Genomic DNA, 25121 nt, shown 5'->3' on the forward strand with positions numbered 1-25121 from the left:
CTGTCAGGCCTCACGCGGGTCCGGGTTGTCGAGCACCGAGCGGGTCTGCTCGTCGCGGAAGGCCTTCAGCGCCGCGTGGTACTGCGGGTGCTGGTGGCCGAGGATGCTAGCGGCCAGCAGGGCGGCATTCACCGCGCCGGCCTTGCCGATGGCCAGGGTGGCGACCGGGATGCCCGCCGGCATCTGCACGATGGAGAGCAGCGAGTCGACGCCCGAGAGCATGGACGACTGCACCGGCACGCCGAGCACCGGCAGGTGGGTCTTGGCCGCGCACATGCCCGGCAGGTGGGCGGCGCCGCCGGCACCGGCGATGATCACCTGGATGCCACGGGCCTCGGCCTCATCGGCGTACTGGAACAGCAGGTCCGGAGTGCGGTGCGCGGAAACCACCTTCACCTCGAAGGGGATGCCCAGCTTTTCCAGCATCTCGGCGGTGTGGCTGAGGGTGCTCCAATCGGATTTGGAGCCCATGATCACGCCTACCAGTGCGCTCATCGTCGTGCCTCATCAAGAGTCGAAAAACCAACAAGCCACGCATATGGCGTGGCTTGTCTGCGATGTGGGCCGGCGTGCGCTGCCGGCCGAAGGCCGCGCAGTATAACGCAAAGCCCGGCCTTGCCTACCGTCCGTCCAGCGGCTTGCCAAGGCGCCCGGAAATTGCCCTGGAGCAAGGGTCGGGCGGGCGTACGGGTGCACACTCCAGGCTCCTTTTTCAGGAGGTGCATGCCATGAACCAGACCATGAAAGCCGCCGTCGTCCATGCCTTCGGCGAACCGCTGCGGATCGAAGAGGTGAAGGTGCCGCTGCCCGGCCCCGGCCAGATCCTGGTGAAGATCGAAGCCTCGGGCGTCTGCCACACCGACCTGCACGCCGCCGAGGGCGACTGGCCGGTGAAGCCCGCCCTGCCCTTCATCCCCGGCCACGAAGGCGTCGGCTACGTGGCGGCGGTGGGCGCCGGGGTCACCCGGGTCAAGGAAGGCGACCGCGTCGGCGTGCCCTGGCTGTACACCGCCTGCGGCTGCTGCGAACACTGCCTGACCGGCTGGGAAACCCTCTGCGAGGGCCAGCAGAACACCGGCTACTCGGTGAACGGCGGCTATGCCGAGTACGTGCTCGCCGACCCCAACTACGTGGGCGTGCTGCCGAAGAACGTCGGCTTCGCCGAGATCGCGCCGATCCTCTGCGCGGGCGTCACCGTCTATAAAGGCCTCAAGGTCACCGGCGCGCGCCCCGGCCAGTGGGTGGCCATCTCCGGTATCGGCGGCCTGGGCCACGTGGCCGTGCAGTACGCCCGCGCCATGGGCCTGCACGTGGCGGCCATCGACGTCGACGACGCCAAGCTGGAACTGGCCCGCAAGCTCGGCGCCAGCCTCACGGTCAACGCCCGCAACGAGAACCCGGCCGAGGTGATCCAGCGCGACATCGGCGGCGCCCACGGCGTGTTGGTCACCGCGGTGTCCAACAGTGCCTTCGGCCAGGCCATCGGCATGGCCCGTCGCGGCGGCACCGTGGCCCTGGTCGGCCTGCCGCCGGGCGACTTCCCCACGCCGATCTTCGACGTGGTGCTCAAGGCCATCAGCATCACCGGCTCCATCGTCGGCACCCGTGCGGACCTGCAGGAAGCCCTGGATTTCGCCGGCGAAGGCCTGGTGCACTCCACCTTCAGCACCGACAGCCTGGACAACATCAACGCCATCCTCGACCGCATGCGCGCCGGGCAGATCGAAGGCCGCGTGGTCCTGCAGATGTAGCCCCGCCAACCGGCCCCGGCTCAGGCCGGGGTCGTCCCCTCGCTGCCCGCCCCGCCTTCCAGCTTGCGCCATAGCAGGCGGATCGCCGCCTTGCGCACCAGCGCGCAGCGGTACAGGCGGATTTCCAGCGGCACATGCCACTGCGACCCGCCACACACCGCCAGCTCACCCCGCGCCAGCTCCGCCTGGGCACTGAAGCGCGGCACCCAGGCCACGCCCATGCCCTGCAACGCCATGCTCTTGAGGCTGTCGGCCATGGCCGTCTCATAGACAGTGGTGGAGCGCAGCGCCCGCTGGCGCAGCAGCAGGTTCACCGAACGCCCGAGGAAGGCCCCGGCGGTGTAGGCCAGCAGCGGCACGCTCTGCCCGTTCTCCAGGCTGTAGAGCGGCTCGCCATTCGCGTCCACCGCGCACACCGGCAGCATCTCGGTGCTGCCCAGGTGCATGGAGGGGAAGATTTCCGGGTCCATTTGCAGGGAGGCGTCCGGATCATAGAACGCCAGGATCAGGTCGCAGCTGCCCTCGCGCAGGGAATGCACGGCATCACCGACGTTGGTGGCGATCAGGCGGCTGGCGATGTTCAAGCCCTCGCCGCGCAGCCGCGCGATCCACTGCGGGAAGAAGCCCAGCGCCAGGGAGTGGGCGGCGGCGAACTGCAGCACCTCGCCCTGCTGCCCTTCCAGGTGATGCAGGTGGCGCACCACCTCGCCCACCTGCTCGACCATGCTGCGCGCGGTGACCAGGAACAGCTGGCCCGACTCGGTGAGTTCTACCGGCGTGCGCGAACGGTTCACCAAGGTCAGCCCCAGGGTGGCCTCCAGGCTGCGGATGCGCCGGCTGAAGGCCGGCTGGGTGACGAAGCGCTTCTCCGCCGCCTGGGAAAAGCTGCGGGTGGCGGCCAGGGCGACGAAGTCCTCCAGCCATTTGGTTTCCAGGTTCATCTCGGCCCCCTTGCCCGATTTTGGTGCACACGCTTGCCGAACGAAGCGGGTCACGGCCACATTATGCCGTTTGTGCATGACCCAGCGGATAACAGCATTGGTCGACGAATGGCTGCAAGCTTAGTCTATTGGGCATCGCGGCACTGGCCGTGTCTTCCCTGAGATGTATTACATCATGTCCTCCGCTGCATCCTTTCGTGTAGAAAAAGACCTGCTCGGCACCCTCGAAGTCCCCGCTGATGCCTACTACGGCATCCAGACCCTGCGCGCCGTGCAGAACTTCCGCCTGTCGGGCGTGCCCCTGTCGCACTACCCGAAGCTGGTAATCGCCCTGGCGATGGTCAAGCAGGCCGCCGCCGATGCCAACAAGCAGCTGGGGCACCTCAACGCGGAAAAGCACGCCGCCATCAGCGAGGCCTGTGCCCGCCTGATCCGCGGTGATTTCCACGACCAGTTCGTGGTCGACATGATCCAGGGCGGCGCCGGCACCTCCACCAACATGAACGCCAACGAGGTGATCGCCAACATCGCCCTCGAGGCCATGGGCCGCAACAAGGGCGAGTATGCCTACCTGCACCCGAACAACGACGTGAACATGGCGCAGTCCACCAACGACGCCTACCCCACCGCCATCCGCCTGGGCCTGCTGCTCGGCCACGACGCGCTGCTGGCCAGCCTCGACAGCCTGATCCAGGCCGTCGCCGCCAAGGGCGAGGAGTTCTCGCACATCCTCAAGATGGGCCGTACCCAGCTGCAGGACGCCGTGCCCATGACCCTGGGCCAGGAATTCCACGCCTTCGCCACCACCCTGGGCGAAGACCTCGGCCGCCTGCGCAGCCTGGCGCCGGAACTGCTCACCGAAGTGAACCTCGGCGGCACCGCCATCGGCACCGGCATCAACGCCGACCCGGGCTACCAGCACCTGGCCGTCGAGCGCCTCGCCACCATCAGCGGCCAGCCGCTCAAGCCCGCCGCCGACCTGATCGAAGCCACCTCGGACATGGGCGCCTTCGTGCTCTTCTCCGGCATGCTCAAGCGCACCGCGGTCAAGCTGTCGAAGATCTGCAACGACCTGCGCCTGCTCTCCAGCGGCCCGCGTACCGGCATCAACGAGATCAACCTGCCGGCTCGCCAGCCGGGCAGCTCGATCATGCCCGGCAAGGTCAACCCGGTGATCCCGGAAGCGGTCAACCAGGTCGCCTTCGAAGTGATCGGCAACGACCTCGCCCTGACCCTGGCGGCCGAGGGCGGCCAGCTGCAGCTGAACGTGATGGAGCCGCTGATCGCCTACAAGATCTTCGACTCGATCCGCCTGCTGCAACGCGCCATGGACATGCTGCGCGAGCACTGCATCGTCGGCATCACCGCCAACGAAGCCCACTGCCGCGCACTGATGGAGAACTCCATCGGTCTGATCACCGCGCTGAACCCCTACATCGGCTACGAGAACTCCACCCGCATCGCCAAGGAAGCGCTGATCAGCGGCCGCGGCGTGCTGGAGCTGGTGCGCGAGGAGAAGCTGCTGGACGAGTCCATGCTCGCCGACATCCTCCGCCCGGAAAACATGATCGCCCCGCGCCTGGTGCCCCTGAAGGCCTGACGCGACACCTGACTCACCAGGAGGGGCCCTGCCCCTTCATCCTTCAAGGATGGCGCCAGCCATCCTTTTTTTTCGCCTGTGGAAAAGGGGTTATCCACAAGCCCTTTACTGGCACGGAGCCTCCCGGGACGTAGGGTGGATAACGCTCTTATTATCCACCGAGCGGAGCCGATCCCAGCACCTCTGCTCACCCCGTGGGAGCGAATTCATTCGCGATGGAGCCGCAGCCACCTGGGGCTATCCAGCGGGCTGCAAGCCTTTTCGCGGCTGAAGCCGCTCCCACAAGTGCCTCCCAACACCTGCCGGTTACAGCCTCCAGGCCTTGCGCAACGCCGCCAGGGCCTTGGCGATCTCCGCCTCTGGCACGGCGGCGAAGCCCAGCACCAGCCCGGCGCGGTTATCCACAGGCGGTTCCTCCCCTGGCAACCAGTAGCTGCTCAGGTTGTTCAACTCCACGCCGGCTCCTTCGGCCGCCGCGATCAGCTCGCGCTCGCGGGCGAGGCTGTCGACCCGCACGCACAGGTGCAGCCCGGCCTCCACCGCCGGCATCGGCGCGCAGCCGGGGATATCCACAGGCCAGCCGGCCAGCAGCGCGTCGCGTCGGCTGCGGGCGGCGGCGCGCATGCGGCGGATGTGCCGCTGGAAGTGCCCGGCGGCGATGAACTCGGCCATCACCGCCTGGGTGCCGATCTCCGAATGGCGCATGTCCAGGGCACGGCGCCGGGCGAAGGGCTCCACCAGGGCCGGCGGCAGCACCAGGTAGCCCAGGCGCAGCGCCGGGAAGGCGATCTTGCAGAAGGTGCCGACGTAGAGCACCCGACCCTGCCGGTCCAGCGCTGCCAGGGGGGCCAGGGGCGTGCCGCTGTAGCGGTACTCGCCGTCGTAGTCGTCCTCGACTATCCAGCCGTCGTGGCGCTCGGCCCAGTCCAGCAGCTCCAGGCGCCGCGCCAGACTCAGGGTCACCCCGGTGGGGTACTGGTGGGACGGCGTGACATAGGTGAGGCGGCAATCCCCGGCTCGCTCCAGGGCGGCGGTATCCAGCCCATCCGCGTCCACCGGGATGCCGGCGAGCTGCGCACCGGCCACGGAGAAGGCATGGCCGGCGGCGCGGTAGCCGGGGTTCTCGATGGCCACCCGGTCCCCCGGCTCCACCAGCAGTTGCGCGCAGAGGCTGATGGCCTGCTGGGCGCCACAGGTGACGATCACCTGCGCCGGGTCGCAGTGCAGCCCCCGGCCGTTGCGCAGATAGGCGGCGATCAGCTCGCGCAGCTGCCAGTCGCCGGCCGGGTCGCCATAGCCCAGGCGCGCGGGCGAAGGCTTGCGCCAGAAGCGCGCCGAGAGCCGCGCCCAGGTCTCGAAGGGGAACAGGTCGAAGGCCGGCACGCCCACGCGGAAGGCACGGGGTGGCCCGATCAGCGGCCGGCTCAGGTGATAGGTTTGCAGGCGCTGCAACGCCTCGCTCGTCGCGGCCTTGGCCTGCACGGCGGGCGCCGGCCTCGAGGCTGTGGATAACTCCGCCACATAGGTGCCATCGCCGATGCGGCCCTCCACGTAACCCTCGGCGTAGAGCTGGTCGAAGGCGCGGGTCACGGTATTGCGCGAGATGCCCAGCAAGGCCGCCAGGTCCCGGCTCGCCGGTAGCCGCGTGCCGCTTTGCAGGCGGCCATCGAGAATGCGTTCGCGCAGCCCCTCGTAGAGCTGGCGGGCCAGACCCTGGCGCGCATCGAGGCGGATGCCGGAAAGATCGACGGGGAGCGGCACGGCAATCGGCATGGATTGGCCCTATGGAAGTCGCAGGAAATGGCTCTTACAACGGACCAATATCCTGCCTAGGATGTTTCCATCACGCCAGGAGATTCGCCATGTACCTGCCCGCCTCCTTCCGCCAGGAAGACCTCGCCGAACTGCACCTGCAGATGCGCCAGAGCCGCCTGGCCACGCTGGTCTGCCAGGGCGCCGACGGCCTGGTGGCCAGCCACCTGCCGCTGCTGCTGGAAACCGGCGAAGGCGAGTACGGCACCCTCTATGGTCACTTCGCCAAGGCCAACCCGCAGTGGCGCGCGTTGGCCGACGGCGCCGAGGCGCTGGTGGTGTTCAACGGCCCGGACGCCTACGTCAGCCCCGCCTGGTACGCCGCCAAGGCCGAGCACGGCAAGGTGGTGCCGACCTGGAACTACATCGCCGTGCACGCCTACGGCCAGGCCGAGGTGTTCGACGACGCCGAGCGCCTGCTGCAGCTAGTCGGCCGCCTCAGCGACCAGCACGAAGCCGGGCGCCCGCAGCCCTGGGCGCTGAGCGATGCGCCGCGCGACTACATCGACGCCATGCTCCGCGCCATCGTCGGCTTCGCCCTGCCCATCCGCCGTATCGAAGGCAAATGGAAGCTCGGCCAGAACCGCAGCCAGGCCGACCAGGCCGGCGTACGCGAAGGCCTGGCCGGCAGCGCCGACGGGCGCGACCGCGAACTGGCCCAGCGCATGGCCCCCACTCTCTGAACCACCCTGAAAGGAAGCAGCATGCCCCTCGAAATCCGCCCGGTCAGCGCCGCCGACCACGCCGTCTGGCTGCCGCTGTGGCAGGGCTACCAGCGTTTCTACAAGACCGAGATCGCCGCCGAGACCACCGAGCAGACCTGGCAGCGCTTCCTCGATGGCGCCGAACCCATGCACGCCGCCCTCGCCTGGCAGGGCGACCGCGCCGTGGGCCTGGTGCACTTCATCAATCACCGCTCCTGCTGGACGGTGGGCGATTACTGCTACCTGCAGGACCTCTATGTGCAGGACGGCCTGCGCGGTGCCGGCGTCGGCCGCGCGCTGATCGAGCACGTCTACGCCCAGGCCCGGGCCGCCGGCGCCTCGCGGGTGCACTGGCTGACCCACGAAACCAACACCGACGCCATGCACCTGTATGACCGCATCGCCGATCGCTCCGGCTTCCTCCAGTACCGCAAGCTGCTCTGACCAGGAATCTTCCATGAACCACGAAGCACAACTCGACTGGCAACCCGTACCCGCCCCGGCCCGTGCGCCCCTCGACGGCCGCTTCGTGCGCCTGGAACCGGTGGACGCCAGCCGCCATGGCGACGACCTCTGGCCTGCGCTGCAAAGCCCGGACGGCGACCCTCGCCTGTGGGACTACCTTGGCTATGGCCCCTTCGCCGAGCGTGCGGCCTTCGATGCCTGGCTGAAGGGCAACCAGGCCAGCATCGACCCGCAGTTCTTCACCGTGATCGACCGCGCCAGCGGCCGCGCCGTGGGCCTGCTCAGCTACCTGCGCATCGCACCCAACGACGGCTGCATCGAGATCGGCCACATCGCCTTCGGCGCCCCCATGCAGCGCTCGCCCGCCTCCACCGAGGCGGTCTACCTGCTGGCGCGCCTGGCCATGAGCGAGCTCGGCTACCGCCGCCTGGAATGGAAGTGCAACGCCCTCAACGCCCGCTCCATGCGCGCCGCCGAGCGCCTGGGCTTCACCTATGAAGGGCTGTTCCGCCAGCACATGGTGGTCAAGGGCCGTAACCGCGACACCGCCTGGTTCTCCATCATCGACAGCGAATGGCCGGCGGTACGCGACGCCTTCGAGGGTTGGCTGGCTGTGGATAACTTCGATGGCCAAGGCCAGCAGAAGCGCCGCCTGGAAGACTTCAGGAAAGCCTGAAGGCGGCCCACGCCTCGTAGGATGGGTAGAGGTACGAAACCCATCATTGCGGAGCGCCCCATGACCGCATGGGTTTCGCTTCGCTCTACCCATCCTACGGACTGATGCATAAGGGTTTCGCTTCGCCCGGGGACACCGCCCCAGCCCCCTGTAAACGGGAGCCCATCAAGAAAAAGCTCCCTTATTCCGGTAACCCTTCTGTTACGAAACCGTAAGACTTCTTCCTTATAAACAGCGGCCAGCCAACAAGATCATTACAAAGGTTGCCGCCATGAACCGCACGCTGTCCCCGCTCGCCCGCTGCGTCGCCCTCGCCCTGACCGGCTTCTCCACCTTCGCCGGTGCCGCCACCGTCACCGTGAACACCGCCACCACCACCGGCCAGGTGCTCACCGGGGAAACCACCCTGCAGGTAGGCAGCTCCGGCAGCATCACCACCAGCGGCAAGAGCGTGGAGCTGAAGAACGCCACCAGCGGCGCCGGGGTGATCGTCGACAACAGCGGCCTGATCAAGTCCACCGGCGATCGCGGCCTCGACAGCTCGGGCAGCAACGCCTCGCGCACCTACCAGATCATCAACCGCGAAGGCGCCACCATCGACGCCTCCAAGCAGGGCATCCGCATCAGCGGCGACCTGGCCGGCACCCACGTGACCATCGACAACGCCGGCACCCTCATTTCCCAGACCGACCGCGCGATCATGCTCAAGGACCTCAAGACCAATGTGCAGATCGACATAACCAACCGCGCCACCGGCCTGATTCGCGGTGTGCGCGAAGACGCCATGCGCGTCGGCAACAACGCCACCATCACCAACTATGGCGAGATCAGCAGCGGCGACATGACCAACGCCGACGCCAAGTTCGACGGCATCGACTTCGACGCCTCCACCGGCGGCAAGGTGGAGAACCACGGCACCCTCTCCGGCGGCCGCCACGGCATCACCACCGATGTCGGCGCCGAGCTGATCAACTACGCGGGCGGCGTGGTCATCGGCCGCAACGGCTCGGGCTTCGGCTCCGACGGCAACGGCCGCGTCACCAACTACGGGCGCATCACCGGCGCCTACAACGGCCTGGTGCCGGACGGTGACGGCGATGGCGTGGACATCGACGGCGAGGGCTGGATCGACAACCACGGCATCATCGAAGGCACCGGTGCCGGCGGTTTCAAGGACGGCTCGGCCAACACCAGCGAAGGCATCGCCATGGGCGGCGGCACCATTTATAACCGCGCCGGCGCCAGCATCAGCGGCGCGGCCAACGCCATCCTCATCGACGACAGCGCCACCGGCGGCGCGCCCTATGCAACCTACCTGGAGAACTTCGGGCAGATCCTCGGCCTGGGCGGCGATGCGGTGCGCATCATCGGCGACAAGAACGACACCGTGATCAACGGTGGCCTGATCAGCAGCACCGGCGGCGTGGCCCTGGACCTGGGCGGCGGCGCCGACAGCCTGACCCTGCGCAGCGGCAGCCAGTTCGTCGGCCTGGTGGACGGCGGCGCCGGCCGCGACGTGCTGACCCTGGACGACGTCGACGGTGGCAGCTTCGGCAACAGCGCCAACGTCGAATGGCTGAAGGTCAGCGCCGGCCGCTGGACCCTGGATACGCAAGACTTCAGCGAAGGCGGCGAAGTGCTGGCCGGCGCCGAATTGATCAACCTTGGCCGCATCGGCGGCACCCTGGGTGTCGCTTCGGGCGCCACCTACGCCGGCGGCGGCCATGTGGATAACCTCAACCTGGCCGCCGGCTCCACCCTGGCCTTCGCCGTAGCCGCCGATGGCAGCCACAGCCCGCTGCTGGCCGACGGGCACGTCGCCCTCGATGGCGCCCGCCTGGACGTGCGCGCCAGCGCCGGCACCTACCCGAACACCAGCCACTACCAGGTGATCCAGGCCGCCGACGGCGTCAGCGGCCGCTTCGCCAGCGTCACCAGCAACTTCGCCTTCCTCACCCCGACCCTGCGCTACGAAGCCGACAGCGTGGAGCTGGACCTGACCCGCAACGACGTTGCCTTCGCCGACGTGGCCACCAACGGCAACGGCGCCAATGTCGCCAACAGCATCAGCGCCCAGGGCAGCCCGCAGCTGTACAACGCCCTGGTCACCCGCAGCACCAGCGAAGCCCGCGACGCGCTCAACCAGCTGGCTGCACCGAACAACGCCAGCCTCGTCGGCAGCACCCTGGGCAGCACCAGCCAGGTCAGCGGCGCCATGCTCGGCGCCCTGCAGTCCTTCAGCGGCGGCCTCGGCGGCAACCTGCGGAGTTCGCTGAACGTCGAAGACGGCCCGCTGCTGGCCGCCACCGGCGTGCCGGCGGATGCCCGCAACCTCAACGACCCGTCCGCCCGCGGCCGCCTCTGGGTCCAGGCCCTGGGCAGCCACGGCAACCTCGACGGCAGCCAGGGCGGCCACGACCTGGACAGCGATACCCGTGGCGCCGTGGTCGGCGCCGACTGGGCCATGGGCAGCGACTGGCGCCTGGGCGTGCTCGGCGGTTATTCGCGCACCGATCTGGAGGCCGGCAGCGGCTTCGAAGGCGATGTCGACAGCCTGCACCTGGGCGTCTACGGCCTGCGCCAGGACGGCCCGGTGGCCCTGCGCCTGGGTGCTGCCTACAGCCGCCACGACGGCGACAGCAAGCGCGATGTGGCCTTCGGCGGCTTCACCGACCACCTGCGCGGCCGCTATGACGCCGAAAGCTTCCAGGCCTTCACCGAGGTGGGTTACGCCATGGGCAGCGGCAACATCCAGGCCGAACCCTTCGCCGGCATCGGCTACCAGTACTACGCCCGCGACAGCTACGACGAGAAAGGCGGCGCCGCCGCCCTGCACGTGGACGACCAGGACCAGGGCAACCTCACCAGCACCTTCGGCGTGCGCATCGCCCGCCTCGACACCCTGGACAACGGCATGGCCTTCACCCCACGCCTCTCGGTGGCCTGGCGCCACGTCTACGGCAACGTCGACAGCAGCACCCGCCAGTCCTTCCTCAGCGGCGGCAGCGCCTTCAGCGTCGAAGGCAGCGCCCTGGACCGCAACAGCATGCTGCTGGATGCCGGCTTCGACATCGGCCTGAGCAGCACCCAGAGCGTCGGCCTCGGCTACAGCGGCGAGCTGGGCGGCAACGCGCAGAACCACGCCATCGTCGCCCAGTGGCAGATGGGGTTCTAAACGCAAAGGGGCCGCTACGCGACCCTTCGCGGCTGAAGCCGCTCCCGCGGGTGGCGCCAAGCGTCGCCCGCACTGTGGAGCATCCCGCTGGGTAGGGTGGATAACGCTCTTTTATCCACCGAGCGGAGCCCATCCCCGCACCACTGCTAACCCCGTGGGAGCGAATTCATTCGCGATGGAGTCAATCGCCACCTGCCACGCTGTTCGGGTGGCAGATTCTTCGCGGCTGAAGCCGCTCCCACAGGGGGGCACTGCGCACTGGCCGAGCAGGGAGGCATCCTGAAGTACCGCGACGGTGGACCGGTGAAGCGGGGTCCACCCTACGGTCGCCGGGTGCGGCGTGCCTAGGAATGCGACTCGAGCCCCTACAACCCGCGAAGCGCTTCCTTCAATAGGCGCGGCAGGCCCCCAGGGCCACGGTTTCCAGCAGGCGTTCCTTGCGCTGGCTTTCGCCGTCGAACTCGGCGATCGGGGGTTGGTGGCTGGCGGGGTTGGTGAAGGCGAGGCTGACCATCAGCTTGTAGGTCTGGTAGCGGTTGCGCACCGGGCGAGTGCCGGGGCAGTCGGGGAAGTTGCCGCTCTCGGTCACCAGCACTTCCTGGCAGTTTTCATCGTCCAGGTGCTTTTCATAGCGGTCGGTGCCGCTGCGGTAGGTCTTGCCGGCGCATTTGAGCCGGCGCACCGACTTGCTGCAGAACCCCGGCGCCGTGCAGCTCTCGCTGCTGTCGCGCTCCGCCCGGTCTTCCTTGGACTCGCGCCAGTAGGCGCGGATGTCGTAGCGCAGCCCGCTCTCCCGGCTGGCGAGGAAGAAGGAGCGGCCGGAATAGGCTTCCGACGGCACGCTGACGCTGAAGTCGCTGCGCTCGTTGTGCAGGCGCATGTCGGCGGACCACATGGGCTTCGGGTTGAACTCCAGCCCCATATGGCCCTGGCGCAGTTGCACCTCGTCGCTCAGTTGCAGGGGCTGGCTGTCGCGGGTGTAGAGGTAGCCCTGGCTGCTGAGGTTGTTGAGGCCGCTGCAGCCGGCCAGGGAAAGGCCCAGCAGGCCCATGAGCAGGGAGGTCGGCAGCGCGCGTCGAGTGCGGGCCGGTGGAACAGGAAGCATGGCGTTCATTCCTTGATCAGAAGATTGCAGTCCGTGGTCGAGATCGCGGCCGGGCCGCTCACTCGATCTCGAACAGCCCGTTCTTCAACGGCGCGACATCCAGGCGCTGGCGGATGTCGGCGTCGATGCGCGGGTCGTCGGGGCGGTAGAGCATCACCTGGCGGTAGGCGCTGACGCGGTTGATCTCCGGGCCCAGGTACTCCCACACCACGCGGGTGCAGGCGGGGTTGCGGCGGTCGCCGCTGGAGACGCCGGTTTTCAAACCGTTGAGGCGAGTGATGCGGCTTTTGAAGCTGGGGATGAGGATGGTCTGGCTCATCTCGTTGACGGTGAGCGACTCGTAGTCCATCAGGAACACCCGGTCCTGCAACTGGAAGGCGGCGCCCAGGTAGCGGCAGCGCACCCAGTCCTCGGCCTGCACGTCGGTGCTGCTGGAGCGCTCCTGGCGTTCCTGGCGCTCGAAGAGGAAGGTGCCGCGCTCCTCCCACAGGTGCACCAGGGACAGCAGGATGGTGCCGGGCACCGACATGCAGTTGGAGTATTCGAAGTAGTAGCCGCAGTAGCGCGACAGGTTGCCGGACTCCTCGCGCAGCGGGCGCAGCAGCTGCAACAACGGGTCGTCGCTGGGCACACTGCTGTCGTGGGGACGGCGAGCGCCGATCAGGCGAGCGAACGGCTCGGGCGGCATACCGAGTTCGTAGTCCTCGACGCCGAAGAAATCGCCTATACGCTTGAGGTTGTAAGCCGTGGGTACGCTCTGGCCGTTGAGGTACTTGTTGAACTGCGCCCGATTGATCGAAAGCTTGCGGCAAACCTCGGAGATAGAGCGGTAGTGGCTGCACAGCAACTTCAGGTTGGCACCTAGATTGTTCGACAAGTCCCGGCCCTCCAGTTGACGCGAGCGGCGCGATTATAGCGTCAACTCGCAACAAGTGGTTACAAGCTGCGAAATTGCCCCGGGCGGGCTGCTTCCTCAAACATGCCCACCCTCCAGGCGCAGTGACGTTCGTATCCACTGCCGCTCCGAACAACAACAAACTGGATCAGGTGAAACGCCATGCTCGATCTGCTCAATGACTTCCTCTGGGGCAAACTGCTGATCGTGGTCCTCGTGGGCCTCGGACTCTTCTTCACCCTTGCCTCCCGCTTCGTCCAGCTGCGCTACTTCGGCGACATGTTCCGCATCTTCGGCCAGGCGCTGCAGCGCAAGGAAGGCCAGCTCAGTTCGTTCCAGGCCCTGATGCTTTCCGTAGCCGGCCGTGTCGGCGCCGGCAACATCGCCGGCGTAGCCGTGGCCATCATGCTCGGCGGCCCCGGCGCGGTGTTCTGGATGTGGGTGGTGGCCCTGCTGGGCATGGCAACCAGCTACTTCGAGTGCTCCCTCGCGCAGCTGTACAAGCGCCGCGAAGCGGACGGCACCTACCGTGGCGGCCCGGCCTTCTACATCCTGCACGGCCTCGGCCAGCGCTGGCTGGCGGTGATCTTCTCGTTCCTGCTGCTGGTGACCTTCGGCTTCGGCTTCAACGCCGTGCAGTCCTTCACCGTGGCCACTTCGCTGCACGACACCTTCGGCCTGCCCACCTGGATCAGCGGCATCGCCCTGGTCGGCGTGATCGGGATGATCGTCTTCGGCGGCATCAAGCGCATCGCCAGCATGGCCGACGTGATGGTTCCGGTGATGGCCGGCGGCTACATCCTCATGGCCCTGGTGATCATCGGCATGAACCTGTCCGAGGTTCCCGCCACCCTGGCCCTGATCGTCAAGAGCGCCTTCGGCCTTGAGCCGGCCTTCGCCGGTGGCGTCGGTGCGGCCATCATCATGGGCGTCAAGCGCGGCCTGTTCTCCAACGAAGCCGGCCTGGGCAGCGCGCCCAACGTGGCTGCCGTCGCCGAGGTCAAGCACCCCGCTGCCCAGGGCATCGTGCAGTCCCTCAGCGTGTTCATCGACACCCTGCTGATCTGCACCAGCACCGCGCTGATCATCCTGCTCTCCGGCGTCTACCAGCCGGGCAGCGAAATGGCCGGCGTGGTCCTCACACAGGCGGCCCTGGCGGCCGAGGTGGGCGAGTGGGGCCGCATCTTCGTGAGCATGGCGCTGCTGCTCTTCGTCTTCACCACCCTGGTCTACAACTACTACCTGGGTGAGAACGCCCTGAGCTTCTTCAGCTCCAAGCGCGCCTTGCTGATCGTCTACCGCGCACTGGTCATGGCGCTGGTGCTGTGGGGCTCCATGCAGGACCTGTCCACCGTGTTCGGTTTCGCCGACGTCACCATGGGCCTGCTGGCCGTGGTCAACCTGGTGGCCATCACCCTGCTGTTCAAGGTCGGCATGCGCCTGATGCGTGACTACGACGCCCAGGTCAAGGCCGGCATCGACACCCCGGTGTTCGACGCCAGCAAGTTCGCCGACCTGGACCTGGACCATGCCGCCTGGCCGGTCGCCAAGGCGTCCGAGAGTGCGCCGCAGCAGGCCCCCGCCGGCCTGGCGGAAAGCCACCGCTAAGCGCTCTTTCGCGCGGCACCGGATGCCGCTTCTCCGCCCTGCGGGGAAGCGGCATCGTCGTATCAGGCAAAGGTTTTTCTGGTGGGATCGGCTCGCGATGGCAGCCTGATTCAGCGTTATGCTGGCCCACCGTTTTATTCCCGAGTGAGCAGGGCAAGGCATGAGCGCAGTCAACAACCTCTTCGTCCTCTATACCGGCGGCACCATCGGCATGCTGCAGACGGCCCAAGGCCTGGCCCCGGCCGGTGGCTTCGAGGCGCGCATGCGCGAGCACCTGGCCAGCAGCGGTGCGCCGGCGCCGCAATTCGCCTTCCACGAAATGCTGCCGCTGCTGGACAGCGCCAACATGACCCAGGCCCAGTGGCTGGCGATGCGCGACCGCATAGTCGACGCAGTGGTCGAAGGCGGCCACGACGCCGTGCTGCTGCTGCACGGCACCGACACCCTGGCCTACAGCGCCGCCGCCCTGAGCTTCCTGCTGCTGGGCCTCGGCGTGCCGGTGGTGCTCACCGGCGCCATGCTCCCGGCGGGCGCCGAAGGCAGCGATGCCTGGCCCAACCTGTGTGGCGCACTCGCGGCCCTGCAAACCGGCGTGGAGCCGGGCGTGCACCTGTATTTCAACGGCGAGCTGATGCATGGCGCGCGGGTGAGCAAGCTGCGCAGCGACGCCTTCGACGCCTTCACCGTGCTGCCACGCCAGCGCAGCGGCGAACGTGCCGACGTGCTGCCCGCCCTGCTCGGCTTCAACACCCGCCGCGCACCGGTGAACCTGGCGGTGCTGCCGCTGTTCCCCGGCCTGCAGGCGAACCATGTGCAGGCGCTGCTGGACTCCGGCGTGCAAGGTCTGTTGCTGGAGTGCTACGGCAGCGGCACCGGCCCGTCCGACAACGCCGAGCTGCTGGCTGTGCTCAAGGCCGCGCACCAGCGCGGCGTGGTGCTGGCCGCCATCAGCCAATGCCCGGCCGGGCATGTGGAATTCGGCGTCTACGCCGCCGGCAGCCAACTGGCGGCCAGCGGCCTGGTTTCGGCCGGCGGCATGACCCGCGAAGCCGCCCTGGCCAAGCTCTTCGCCCTGATCGGCGCCGGTCTCGCCCCCGCCGATGTCGAACGCTGGTTCGCCCTGGACCTGTGCGGCGAACGGGTAGCCTGACGAACCGCCAGGGACGCGCCGCGGCCCCAACCACCCCCCGCACGACCTAACCGGCGTGCGTAGGGTGGACCCCGCTTCACCGGTCCACCATTGCGGAGCTCCAGGCGACACCGCCGATGGATGAAAAAGGCGTCATCCACCCTACACACGGATGGGAGACCGAGACATGCGGATCACCGTCACCCTCGACGACACGCTCTACCAGCAGGCATTGGAAATGGCCGATCCGGATATGGAGAGGCCGATATCTTCCACGAAGTCTTCAGGACCTTCGTACGCGTCCAGGCAGGGAAACACCTCGCCGCCCTGGGGTCCAAGGCACCCGAAATGCAGGACGTGCCACGTCACCGTGAAGACGGAGCGTGACCATTAACGTTCCGGCGACACGACTCAGGTCACCTCACCCCGGATGTACTGTTCCAGGTGCTGGATCAGCGCGTCCTGTTCGGCGATGGCTTCCTTGACCAGGTCGCCGATGGACAGCAAGCCGACCAGTCGGCCGTCTTCCACCACCGGCAGGTGGCGCAGGTGGCGGTCGGTCATCAACGCCATGCACTCGCGGATGCTTTGCCGGCCATTCACCGTCAGCACCGCTTCGGTCATGAATTCGCGCACCGACGTGCCCACCGACGAACGCCCCTGCAGTACACCCCGGCGGGCGTAGTCACGCTCGCTGACGATGCCCACCAGGCGGCCCTCCTCGACCACCGGCAGGGCGCCGATATTGTGTTCGGCCAGCAGGCGCAGGGCATCGAGCATCGGCACTTCGGCGCCGACGGTGTGCACCTGCTGGAGCGGTTTGGCGTGGAGCATCTGGGCAACGGTCTTCATCGGTGAACCCCTTCGGTGATCGTGATTGGCGCCCAGCATGCCGTCGCCGGCCGGTGCCCGGCCAAACGGTGATTTGCATGGCGGCCATTGAAAGTTTTGTGGCCGAGACCTGGAAAAAGCGCAAAAAAAGGGGAGCCCGTGGGCTCCCCAGGGGACTGCTTGCTCGGGATCACTCGATCTCGATCAGGACCTCGCCCGGGTTGACCCGGTCGCCCTTGGCGATGTGGATGGCCTTGACGGTGCCGGCGATGGGCGCCTGCACTTCGGTTTCCATCTTCATGGCTTCGGTGATCAGCACGGCCTGGCCGGCCTTGACGCTGTCGCCTTCCTTGACCAGTACGTCGACGATGTTGCCCGGCATGGTGGTGCTGACGTCGCCCGGTGCGCTGGCGTGCTTGCGCTTGCTGCTGCTGCCGGCGACGAAGTCGTTGAGCGGCTCGAACACCACCTCTTCCGGCATGCCGTCGATGGACAGGTAGAAGTGGCGCTTGCCGTCGGTCTTCACGCCGACGCCGGTGATGTCCACGCGGTAGCTCTCGCCATGCACGTCGACCACGAACTCGGTGGGCACGCCTTCGCCGCCGACCGGGGCCGCACCCTGGCCGTTGGGGATGGGCAGCAGCTCCTCGGGCTTGAGGGTGCCGGCTTCACGCTCCTCGAGGAACTTGCGCCCGATGTCGGGGAACATGGCGAAGGTGAGGACGTCTTCCTCGCTCTTGGCCAGGGCGCCGATTTCCTTGCGCAGCTTGTCCAGTTCGGGCTTGAGCAGGTCGGCCGGGCGCACGTCGATGACGTCTTCGTTGCCGATGGCCTGGCGGCGCAGCTCTTCGTTGATCTGGCCCGGGGCCTTGCCGTAGCGGCCTTGCAGGTAGAGCTTCACCTCGTTGGTGATGGTCTTGTAGCGCTCGCCGGCCAGGACGTTGAAAAACGCCTGGGTGCCGACGATCTGCGAGGTCGGGGTGACCAGGGGCGGGAAGCCGAGGTCGGCGCGCACACGCGGGATCTCTTCCAGCACCTCGCCCATGCGGTTGAGGGCGCCCTGCTCCTTGAGCTGGTTGGCGAGGTTGGAAATCATCCCGCCCGGCACCTGGTTGACCTGCACGCGGGTGTCGACGCCGGTGAACTCGCTTTCGAACTGGTGGTACTTCTTGCGCACGGCGTGGAAGTACATGCCGATCTCCTGGATCAGCTCCAGATCCAGGCCGGTGTCGTAGGGCGTGTTGCGCAGGGCCGCGACCATGGATTCGGTGCCCGGGTGGCTGGTGCCCCAGGCCATGCTGGAGATGGCGGTGTCGATGCGGTCGGCGCCGTTCTCGATGGCCTTGAGCTGGCACATGCTGGCGACGCCGGCGGTGTCGTGGGAGTGGATCACCACGTCCAGCGGCAGGGCATCCTTCAGCGCCTTGACCAGCTCGCCGGTGGCGTAGGGGGTCAGCAGGCCGGCCATGTCCTTGATGGCGATGGAGTCGACGCCCATGGCGGCCATGGCCTTGCCCTGGGCCACGAAGGCATCGATGGTGTGCACCGGGCTGGTGGTGTAGGCGATGGTGCCCTGGGCATGCTTGCCGGCGGCCTTCACCGCCTCGATGGAGACGCGCAGGTTACGCACGTCGTTCATGGCGTCGAAGATGCGGAACACGTCGATGCCGTTGACCGCCGCCTTGGCCACGAAGGCCTTGACCACGTCGTCGCTGTAGTGGCGGTAGCCCAGCAGGTTCTGCCCGCGCAGGAGCATCTGCAGGCGAGTGTTGGGCAGCGCGGCCTTGAGCTTGCGCAGGCGCTCCCACGGGTCTTCCTTGAGGAAGCGCACGCAGGCGTCGAAGGTGGCGCCGCCCCAGACTTCCAGCGACCAATAGCCGACCTTGTCCAGCTTGTCGCAGATGGGAAGCATGTCTTCGGTGCGCATGCGGGTGGCCAACAGGGACTGGTGCGCGTCACGCAGGATGGTGTCGGTGACGCTGATCTTCTTGGTTTCGAGGGTCTTGCTCATGTTCTGCATCCTTCCCTTACAGGCCCGCGTGGGCGGCAATGGCGGTCGCGATGGCGATGGCCAGGTGCGACGGGTTGCGCTTGATCGAATACTGGGTCAGTTCCGGGTGGCTTTCGACGAAACTGGTGTTGAACTGGCCACTGCGGAATTCGGGATCGCGGAGGATCTCCTGGTAGTAGGCCGCGGTGGTCTTGACCCCTTGCACGCGCATGTCGTCCAGCGCGCGCAGGCCGCGGTCCAGCGCCTCTTCCCAGGTCAGCGCCCAGACGATCAGCTTCAGGCACATGGAGTCGTAGAAGGGCGGGATGGTGTAACCGGTGTAGATCGCCGTGTCGGTACGCACGCCGGGGCCGCCGGGGGCGTAGTAGCGGGTGATCTTGCCGAACGAGGGCAGGAAGTTGTTCTTCGGGTCCTCGGCATTGATGCGGAACTGCAGGGCGAAGCCGCGGTGGATGATGTCCTCCTGCTTCACCGAGAGCGGCAGGCCCGAGGCGATGCGGATCTGCTCGCGGACGATGTCGATGCCGGTGATTTCCTCGGTGATGGTGTGCTCCACCTGCACCCGGGTGTTCATCTCCATGAAGTACACCTCGCCCTCGGCGAGCAGGAACTCCACGGTGCCGGCGTTCTCGTAGCCCACCGCCTTGGCGGCGCGCACGGAGAGGTCGCCGATGTAGGCGCGCTGCTCGGGGGTGAGCTGCGGGCTGGGGGCGATCTCGATGAGCTTCTGGTTGCGGCGCTGGATCGAGCAGTCGCGCTCGAACAGGTGCACGGTGTTGCCGAAGCTGTCGGCCAGGACCTGGGCCTCGATGTGCTTCGGGTTGACGATGCATTTCTCCAGGAACACCTCGGCCGAGCCGAAGGCCTTGGTCGCCTCGGAGATGACCCGCGGGTAGGCCTGCTCCAGCTCGGCGCGCGAGTTGCAGCGGCGGATGCCACGGCCGCCACCGCCGGAAGTGGCCTTGAGCATCACCGGGTAGCCGATGCGCTCGCCCTCGCGCAGGGCCTCTTCGAGGTCCGCCACGTTGCCTTCGGTGCCCGGGGTGACCGGTACGCCGGCCTTGATCATGCTGCGGCGGGCTTCGGTCTTGTCGCCCATGCGGCGGATCACTTCCGCCGAGGGGCCGATGAAGCGGATGCCGCGCTCGGCGCAGATATCCGCCAGCTCGGCGTTCTCGGAGAGGAAGCCGTAGCCGGGGTGCAGGGCGTCGCAACCGGTTTCCACGGCCAGGTTCACCAGCTTGCGCGGGTTGAGGTAACCGGCCAGCGGGTCCTCGCCGATGCTGTGGGCCTCGTCGGCACGCTTGACGTGCAGGGCGTGGCGGTCGGCGTCGGAGTAGACGGCCACCGAGCGGATGCCCATCTCGGCGCAGGCACGCACGATTCGGACGGCGATCTCACCCCGGTTGGCGATGAGGATTTTCTTGATCACGAGCGTTCCCTCGACCAAGTGGGCAGGCGAACGGCGAGCCGTTCGGCGAGTGACCGCCGGTGCTGTAGCGGTGCGTGATTAACCTACGCCCAGCCCTGGGATAACCCAAATCAATAATTATTGGGGTATCCATTAGGAAAGCCTTATAGTCGCCGCCGCGACCCCACGTTTTCGAGGCCCTACCCTATGCGCAAGACCCTGCTGCGCATGACGCTGCGCCAGCTCCAGGTGTTCCGTGCCGTGTTCGAGACCCGCTCCTACAGCCGAGCGGCGGAGGAAATGGCATTGACCCAACCGGCCGTCAGTCTGCAGATCCGCCAGCTCGAAGAACTGGTGGGCCAGCCTCTGTTCGAGTACGTGGGCAAGAAGCTCTACCAGACCGACGCCGCCGAGGCGCTGTACGTGGCCAGCAGCGACATCTTCCAGCGCCTGGCCAGCCTCGACATGCAGCTTTCGGATCTGCAGGGCTCGCTGCAGGGCCAACTCAACCTGGCGGTGGAATCCAGCGCCAAGTACTTCGTGCCGCACCTGTTCGCCGCCTTCAAGCAGCAGCATCCGGACGTGAGCCTGCACCTGGCGGTGGTCAACCGCGCCCAGGTGATCAAGCGCCTGGCGGACAACCGCGACGACCTGGTGATCATGTCCCTGGTGCCCCAGGACATGGCCCTGGAATTCCTACCCTTCCTCAACAACCCGATCATCGCCGTGGCGCCACCGGATCACCCGCTGTGCCACGCGCGCAGCCTGACGCTGAAGGACCTGGAGCCCTTCCCGTTGCTGATCCGCGAGGCGGGCTCGGGCACCCGCAAGGCCTGCGAGGAATATTTCCAGCAGAAGCGCGCGCACTTCGCCCAGACCCAGGAAGTCGCCTCCCTGGATGCCCTGCGCGAATGCGTGGTGGCCGGCCTCGGCCTGGGGCTGCTGCCCCGCCATGCGGTCAGCCTGGAGCTGGCCACCGGCGTATTGCGCGAGCTGCCGGTGGAGGAGCTGCCGCTCTACCGCAGCTGGTGCGTGGTCCACGCCAAGGGCAAGCGGCTGTCACCGGTCGCCCAGGCGCTGATGGCCTTTATCCGCGAAGAACGCGCCCAGATCAGCACGCTTTCCCAGCGGTTCGACGGCGCTCTGCCGTTGACGACAACAGGTAGTTGATCGCGATCAGGTCGGGATAGTCGTTCAGCTCCGCCAGCAAGCGGCGCTGTTCGGCGCGGTCCTCGATGGCCCGGCGGAACTGCATCCGGCGCTGGTCTTCGAGTTTGCGCCGGGTCTTGCTGTCGATGGCCGGCTCGTCAAAACGCTGTGCATGGTGTCGAGGCATGTCAGGTCTCCCAGGACGAAGTGCGGGAGCACCAGCATCGGCCAGCGGCGTGACGCTTTGACGGCAGGGTCGTGAAGCTCCGATGACCGTCCTGCGACAGCCACCGGCCGTTCAGAACAGGGCGTCGAGCAGGCGGTACCAGGCGATCCCCGCACCCAGGTAGAGACGTTGCAGGCCGTGCAGCGGGATGCGCCGCAGCGGCGTGATCGGGAAGGGGAAATCCCCGCCCTGCCCCGCCAGGCGCGCGGCCATGTGCCGCCCCAGGCTGGTGGCCAGGGCGATGCCGCGACCGTTGTAGCCCAGCAGCATCGACAGCCCCGGCGCCGGCTCGTGGACGTGGGGCAGGAAGTCCTGGGTCAGCGCCACGCGCCCGCTCCAGCGGTATTCGATGGGCACCCCGGCGAGTTGTGGGAACAGCCCGGTGAGCGAGCGCTCCAGGTGCGCCCAGTCGCTGGCCTGGCGCGGCTCGGGGAAGGGACCGCGCCCACCCAGCAGCAGGCGGCCCTGGGCGTCCTGCTTGAAGTACAGCAACAGGCGCCGCGCATCCGAGCAGACCTCGCCCCCCGGCAGCACGCTATGGCGCAGGTGCGCGGGCAGCGGCTGGGTGGCGACGATGAAGCTGTTGGCGGCGATCAGCGTCTGCCGCAGGCCGGGCCAGAGATCATCGGTGTATCCGTTGCCGGCCAGCAGCACACGCTCGGCCCGCACCTGGGCACCGCCGGCTGTGGATAACACCCAGCCGCCCTCCTCGCGGCGCAGGCCGGTGACCCGGCTGTGACCATGGACCTTCGCACCGCGCTCGACAGCCGCACGCGCGAGCCCACGGGCGTAGCTCAGGGGCTGGACGCTGCCGGCGCGCGGGTCGACCCAGCCGCCGAGGTAATTGACGCTGCCGATGCGCCGGGCCACGGCCGACTTGTCCAGCAGCTCCACCTCGACGCCGCGCGCACGCCATTGCCCGGCGCGCTGCTCCAGGCCACGCATGGCCACAGGAGACGCGGCCGGCTGGATCCAGCCCTTGCGGGTGGCGTCGCAGTCGATGCCGAGCCGTTCGATCAGCGCGAACACCTCGTCGGCGGCGCCACCGGCGGCGGCGATCATCGCCTCGCCACGGGCTGCGCCGAACTTGGCGACCAGTTGCTCGGGGTCGAACTTGAGCCCGGGAATCACCTGCCCGCCGTTGCGCCCGGAGGCGCCCCAGCCCGGCTCGCCGGCATCCAGCACGCAGACGCGCACGCCCGCCTCGGCCAGGTGCAGGGCGGTGACCAGCCCGGTGTAGCCGGCGCCGACGATGGCGACATCGGCCTGGGTGCTCTCGCTCAAGGGCGGGGTGGCGACAGCGGGTTTGGCGGTGGCCGCCCAGAGCGAGGACGGCAGGGTGGGCACCAGGGGCGCATTCATGCCGGCACCTCGCCGCTGTTCAGCAGGCGCTTGAGGAAGTCCTGGGTGCGCGGGTGGCTCGGCGTGCTCAGCACCTCGCGGGCCGGGCCCTGTTCGACGATGCGGCCGCTGTGGAGGAAGCAGACCTTGTCCGCCACATCACGGGCGAAGCCCATCTCGTGGGTGACCACGATCATGGTCATGCCTTCATCGGCCAGGCGGCGCATCACCGCCAGCACCTCGCCCACCAGCTCGGGGTCGAGGGCGGAAGTGGGCTCGTCGAAGAGGATCGCCCGGGGCTTCATCGCCAGGGCGCGGGCGATGGCCACGCGCTGCTGCTGGCCGCCGGAGAGTTCGTCCGGGTAGGCGTTCATGCGGTGGGCGAGGCCGACCTTCTCCAGCAGCGCCTCGGCCTGGCGCCGGGCTTCGCGAGGGTCTTCCTTCTTCACGTAGATCGGCCCCTCCATCACGTTCTCCACAGCGGTGCGATGGGGGAACAGGTTGAAGCGCTGGAACACCATGGCCACCTGGGTGCGGATCTCATGGATGCTGTCGTGGTGCCGGTCCACCGCCTGGCCGCTGACCAGGATCTCGCCCCGATCATGGGTCTCCAGGCCGTTGATGCAGCGCAGCAGGGTGGATTTGCCCGAGCCCGAGGGGCCGATCAGGCAGACCACCTCGCCGCTCTCGATGTTCAGGTCGATGCCTTCGAGCACCGCCAGGCTGCCGAAGCTCTTGTGCAGCTGCTTGATCTCGATCATGGCTTGCTCCTCTTGCCGATTCGCGCTTCCAGCCGACGCAGGCCGTAGGACAGCGGCAGGCTCAGCGCCAGGTAGAGCAGCGCCACCAGGGTGTAGACGGTCATGTTCTCGAAGGTCGAGGAGGCGATCAGCTGGCCGGCGCGGGTCATCTCGGCCACCGTGATGGTGGAGACCAGCGAGGAGTCCTTGAGCATCATCACCAGGGTGTTGCCGTACGGCGGCAAGGCGATGCGGAAGGCCTGGGGCAGCACCACCCGGCGCATCACCATGGCGCCGCGCATGCCGAGGGATTCGGCCGCCTCGATCTGCCCCTGGTGGATGGCCTGGATGCCGGCGCGGAAGTTCTCCGCCTGGTACGCCGAGTAGGCGATGCCGAGGCCGATGACGCCGGCCTGGAAGGCGCTGAGCTGGATGCCGAAGTCCGGCAGCACGAAGTAGATGTAGAAGAGCTGCACGATGATCGGCAGGCCGCGGATGACGTTGACCACGCCGATGGCGAACAGCGAGATGGCGCGGACCTTCGACACCATCATCAGGGCGAAGACCAAGCCGATCACGGAGCTGAGCAGGAAGGACCCGGCCGTGACCTGCACGGTGACCACCGCCCCTTTCAGCAGAATGGGGAGGAAGTCCAGAGCGTTCTGGAGAAACATGGAGGCTACCCGTGGATGGGTTCAGGGAAAGGCCCGCCACGCCGGCGGGCCGCGAGCGCAGTCAGTCGAGCTTCCACTTCGCGATGATGCGGTCCAGCGAGCCATCGGCCTTGATCGCGGCGATGCCGGTGTTGACCCGTTCCAGGGTCGCGGCATCGCCCTTGCGCACGATCAGGCAGACATCGCCCATGATCACCGGCTGGTAGCCCTGCACCAGGCGCACCTTGTCCTGGGTGCCCTGGGCCAGTTGGTAGGCGAGGATCGGGCGGTCGGCGAAGCCAGCCTTGATCCGCCCCAGGGCCAGGTCGCGCATCAGGTCGGCGATGGAGTCGTAACCGCGCACCTCCTTGAAGATACCGCGCTTGTTCAGCTCGTCGATGAACACGGTGCCGACCTGGGCGCCGACCACCTCGCCCTCGAGGTCGTCCATGCGGGTATAGGCGGTGGCGTCGTCGGCGCGGACGATCAGCCCCTCGCCATAGCTGAACACCGGGTCGGAGTACTGCACCACCTTCTCCCGCGCGGGGGTGCGCAGCATGGCGGCGGAGATGACGTCGATCTTGTTCGCCGTCAGCGAAGGGATCAGCGCGGCAAAGGTGGTCTGCTGGATCTCCACCTCGAAGCCGCCGGCCTTGGCCACCGCCTGGGCGGCATCGACCATCATCCCCTGGATGCTCTGGCTCTTGACGTCGAGGAAGGTGAAAGGCACGCCGGTGGCGGTGGCGCCGACCCGGTAGCTCTCGGCGCTAGCGGCGAAGGGAGTGGCGAGGCCGGCGACGAGGGCGCAGGCGCAGGTGAGGGCACGAAGGCGAGGATGCATGGCAAGTCTCCCATTGGACGCTGTTTATTGTCGTTGTGCGCTATGGATAGCCCCTTC

At 67.6% G+C, this 25121-nt stretch carries 22 protein-coding genes; 9 read left to right on the plus strand and 13 right to left on the minus strand.

Annotated features, from left to right (window positions below; translation table 11 throughout):
- Nucleotides 1–3: 3 nt before the first annotated feature.
- Nucleotides 4–495, minus strand: coding sequence for a 5-(carboxyamino)imidazole ribonucleotide mutase (purE, locus tag PI990_RS30985; protein ID WP_021220952.1), 492 nt, complete (start codon nucleotides 493–495; stop codon nucleotides 4–6).
- Between the two features lie 233 nt (nucleotides 496–728).
- Between purE and adhP the strand changes: the two genes are divergently transcribed.
- Nucleotides 729–1751, plus strand: a complete 1023-nt coding sequence (gene adhP / locus PI990_RS30990) for an alcohol dehydrogenase AdhP (RefSeq protein ID WP_021220953.1) — start codon at nucleotides 729–731, stop codon at nucleotides 1749–1751.
- 20 nt (nucleotides 1752–1771) lie between these two features.
- Here adhP and PI990_RS30995 read toward each other — a convergent pair whose 3' ends face one another.
- Entirely contained in the window at nucleotides 1772–2692 is a 921-nt protein-coding gene (locus PI990_RS30995) for a LysR substrate-binding domain-containing protein (protein WP_184491998.1), read from the minus strand.
- 175 nt (nucleotides 2693–2867) lie between these two features.
- Here PI990_RS30995 and PI990_RS31000 point away from each other — a divergent pair, with 175 nt between their 5' ends.
- On the plus strand, nucleotides 2868–4292 hold the full coding sequence (locus PI990_RS31000; protein ID WP_043243088.1) for an aspartate ammonia-lyase: 1425 nt from the start codon (nucleotides 2868–2870) through the stop codon (nucleotides 4290–4292).
- Nucleotides 4293–4598: 306 nt separating this feature from the next.
- On the opposite strand, the gene pdxR is transcribed toward PI990_RS31000, so the two are convergent.
- Nucleotides 4599–6065: a MocR-like pyridoxine biosynthesis transcription factor PdxR gene (pdxR, locus tag PI990_RS31005; protein ID WP_271659444.1), complete on the minus strand. Its 1467-nt coding sequence runs from the start codon at nucleotides 6063–6065 to the stop codon at nucleotides 4599–4601.
- An 89-nt stretch (nucleotides 6066–6154) separates the two neighbouring features.
- On the opposite strand from pdxR, the gene PI990_RS31010 reads away from it, so the two are divergent.
- The 4 genes from PI990_RS31010 to PI990_RS31025 all read left to right on the plus strand — a co-directional run bounded on the left by PI990_RS31010 (nucleotide 6155) and on the right by PI990_RS31025 (nucleotide 11124).
- Nucleotides 6155–6787: an FMN-binding negative transcriptional regulator gene (locus PI990_RS31010; protein WP_271659445.1), complete on the plus strand. Its 633-nt coding sequence runs from the start codon at nucleotides 6155–6157 to the stop codon at nucleotides 6785–6787.
- A gap of 21 nt (nucleotides 6788–6808) precedes the next feature.
- On the plus strand, nucleotides 6809–7252 hold the full coding sequence (locus tag PI990_RS31015) for a GNAT family N-acetyltransferase (protein ID WP_271659446.1): 444 nt from the start codon (nucleotides 6809–6811) through the stop codon (nucleotides 7250–7252).
- 13 nt (nucleotides 7253–7265) lie between these two features.
- Nucleotides 7266–7949, plus strand: coding sequence for a GNAT family N-acetyltransferase (locus tag PI990_RS31020; protein ID WP_271659447.1), 684 nt, complete (start codon nucleotides 7266–7268; stop codon nucleotides 7947–7949).
- Nucleotides 7950–8220: 271 nt separating this feature from the next.
- On the plus strand, nucleotides 8221–11124 hold the full coding sequence (locus PI990_RS31025; RefSeq protein WP_271659448.1) for an autotransporter family protein: 2904 nt from the start codon (nucleotides 8221–8223) through the stop codon (nucleotides 11122–11124).
- A gap of 388 nt (nucleotides 11125–11512) precedes the next feature.
- Here the strand turns inward: PI990_RS31025 and PI990_RS31030 are convergent, their stop codons facing one another.
- Both PI990_RS31030 and PI990_RS31035 read right to left on the minus strand, forming a co-directional pair.
- A complete protein-coding gene (locus tag PI990_RS31030; RefSeq protein WP_271659449.1) occupies nucleotides 11513–12229 on the minus strand; it encodes a hypothetical protein in 717 nt (238 codons plus the stop codon).
- Nucleotides 12230–12287: 58 nt separating this feature from the next.
- Complete coding sequence (locus PI990_RS31035) at nucleotides 12288–13106, minus strand: helix-turn-helix domain-containing protein (protein ID WP_111259165.1); 819 nt, start codon at nucleotides 13104–13106, stop codon at nucleotides 12288–12290.
- Nucleotides 13107–13286: 180 nt separating this feature from the next.
- Between PI990_RS31035 and PI990_RS31040 the strand changes: the two genes are divergently transcribed.
- Both PI990_RS31040 and PI990_RS31045 read left to right on the plus strand, forming a co-directional pair.
- Nucleotides 13287–14732, plus strand: a complete 1446-nt coding sequence (locus PI990_RS31040) for an alanine/glycine:cation symporter family protein (protein WP_184492005.1) — start codon at nucleotides 13287–13289, stop codon at nucleotides 14730–14732.
- Nucleotides 14733–14892: 160 nt separating this feature from the next.
- Entirely contained in the window at nucleotides 14893–15882 is a 990-nt protein-coding gene (locus PI990_RS31045; RefSeq protein WP_271659450.1) for an asparaginase, read from the plus strand.
- 390 nt (nucleotides 15883–16272) lie between these two features.
- Here the strand turns inward: PI990_RS31045 and PI990_RS31050 are convergent, their stop codons facing one another.
- The 3 genes from PI990_RS31050 to PI990_RS31060 all read right to left on the minus strand — a co-directional run bounded on the left by PI990_RS31050 (nucleotide 16273) and on the right by PI990_RS31060 (nucleotide 20135).
- Nucleotides 16273–16713: a CBS domain-containing protein gene (locus tag PI990_RS31050; RefSeq protein ID WP_021220966.1), complete on the minus strand. Its 441-nt coding sequence runs from the start codon at nucleotides 16711–16713 to the stop codon at nucleotides 16273–16275.
- 169 nt (nucleotides 16714–16882) lie between these two features.
- Nucleotides 16883–18703, minus strand: a complete 1821-nt coding sequence (oadA, locus tag PI990_RS31055) for a sodium-extruding oxaloacetate decarboxylase subunit alpha (RefSeq protein ID WP_184492008.1) — start codon at nucleotides 18701–18703, stop codon at nucleotides 16883–16885.
- 16 nt (nucleotides 18704–18719) lie between these two features.
- The gene (locus PI990_RS31060) at nucleotides 18720–20135 is read right to left on the minus strand and encodes an acetyl-CoA carboxylase biotin carboxylase subunit (protein WP_021220968.1); all 1416 of its coding nucleotides are present in this window, start codon (nucleotides 20133–20135) and stop codon (nucleotides 18720–18722) included.
- Nucleotides 20136–20336: 201 nt separating this feature from the next.
- On the opposite strand from PI990_RS31060, the gene PI990_RS31065 reads away from it, so the two are divergent.
- Nucleotides 20337–21284 carry a LysR family transcriptional regulator gene (locus PI990_RS31065; RefSeq protein ID WP_031288296.1) on the plus strand — a complete coding sequence of 316 codons (948 nt, stop codon included), beginning with the start codon at nucleotides 20337–20339 and terminating at the stop codon, nucleotides 21282–21284.
- Here the strand turns inward: PI990_RS31065 and PI990_RS31070 are convergent.
- The 5 genes from PI990_RS31070 to PI990_RS31090 form a co-directional block, all read right to left on the minus strand.
- A complete protein-coding gene (locus PI990_RS31070; RefSeq protein ID WP_081672315.1) occupies nucleotides 21226–21450 on the minus strand; it encodes a PA3496 family putative envelope integrity protein in 225 nt (74 codons plus the stop codon). The genes PI990_RS31065 and PI990_RS31070 overlap by 59 nt on opposite strands.
- Nucleotides 21451–21561: 111 nt before the next feature.
- Nucleotides 21562–22851: an NAD(P)/FAD-dependent oxidoreductase gene (locus tag PI990_RS31075; protein WP_271659451.1), complete on the minus strand. Its 1290-nt coding sequence runs from the start codon at nucleotides 22849–22851 to the stop codon at nucleotides 21562–21564.
- On the minus strand, nucleotides 22848–23591 hold the full coding sequence (locus PI990_RS31080; RefSeq protein ID WP_184492010.1) for an amino acid ABC transporter ATP-binding protein: 744 nt from the start codon (nucleotides 23589–23591) through the stop codon (nucleotides 22848–22850). Before PI990_RS31080 ends, PI990_RS31075 begins: the two co-directional genes overlap by 4 nt.
- Nucleotides 23588–24244 (minus strand): amino acid ABC transporter permease, encoded by a 657-nt coding sequence (locus PI990_RS31085; protein ID WP_265170124.1) that lies wholly within the window; start codon nucleotides 24242–24244, stop codon nucleotides 23588–23590. The genes PI990_RS31080 and PI990_RS31085 overlap by 4 nt, the downstream gene beginning before the upstream one ends.
- Nucleotides 24245–24305: 61 nt before the next feature.
- The gene (locus PI990_RS31090; RefSeq protein WP_271659452.1) at nucleotides 24306–25064 is read right to left on the minus strand and encodes an ABC transporter substrate-binding protein; all 759 of its coding nucleotides are present in this window, start codon (nucleotides 25062–25064) and stop codon (nucleotides 24306–24308) included.
- Nucleotides 25065–25121 lie beyond the last annotated feature (57 nt).

Origin of the sequence: Pseudomonas sp. TUM22785, from assembly GCF_028198105.1 — a bacterium.
GTDB lineage: Bacteria > Pseudomonadota > Gammaproteobacteria > Pseudomonadales > Pseudomonadaceae > Metapseudomonas > Metapseudomonas solani.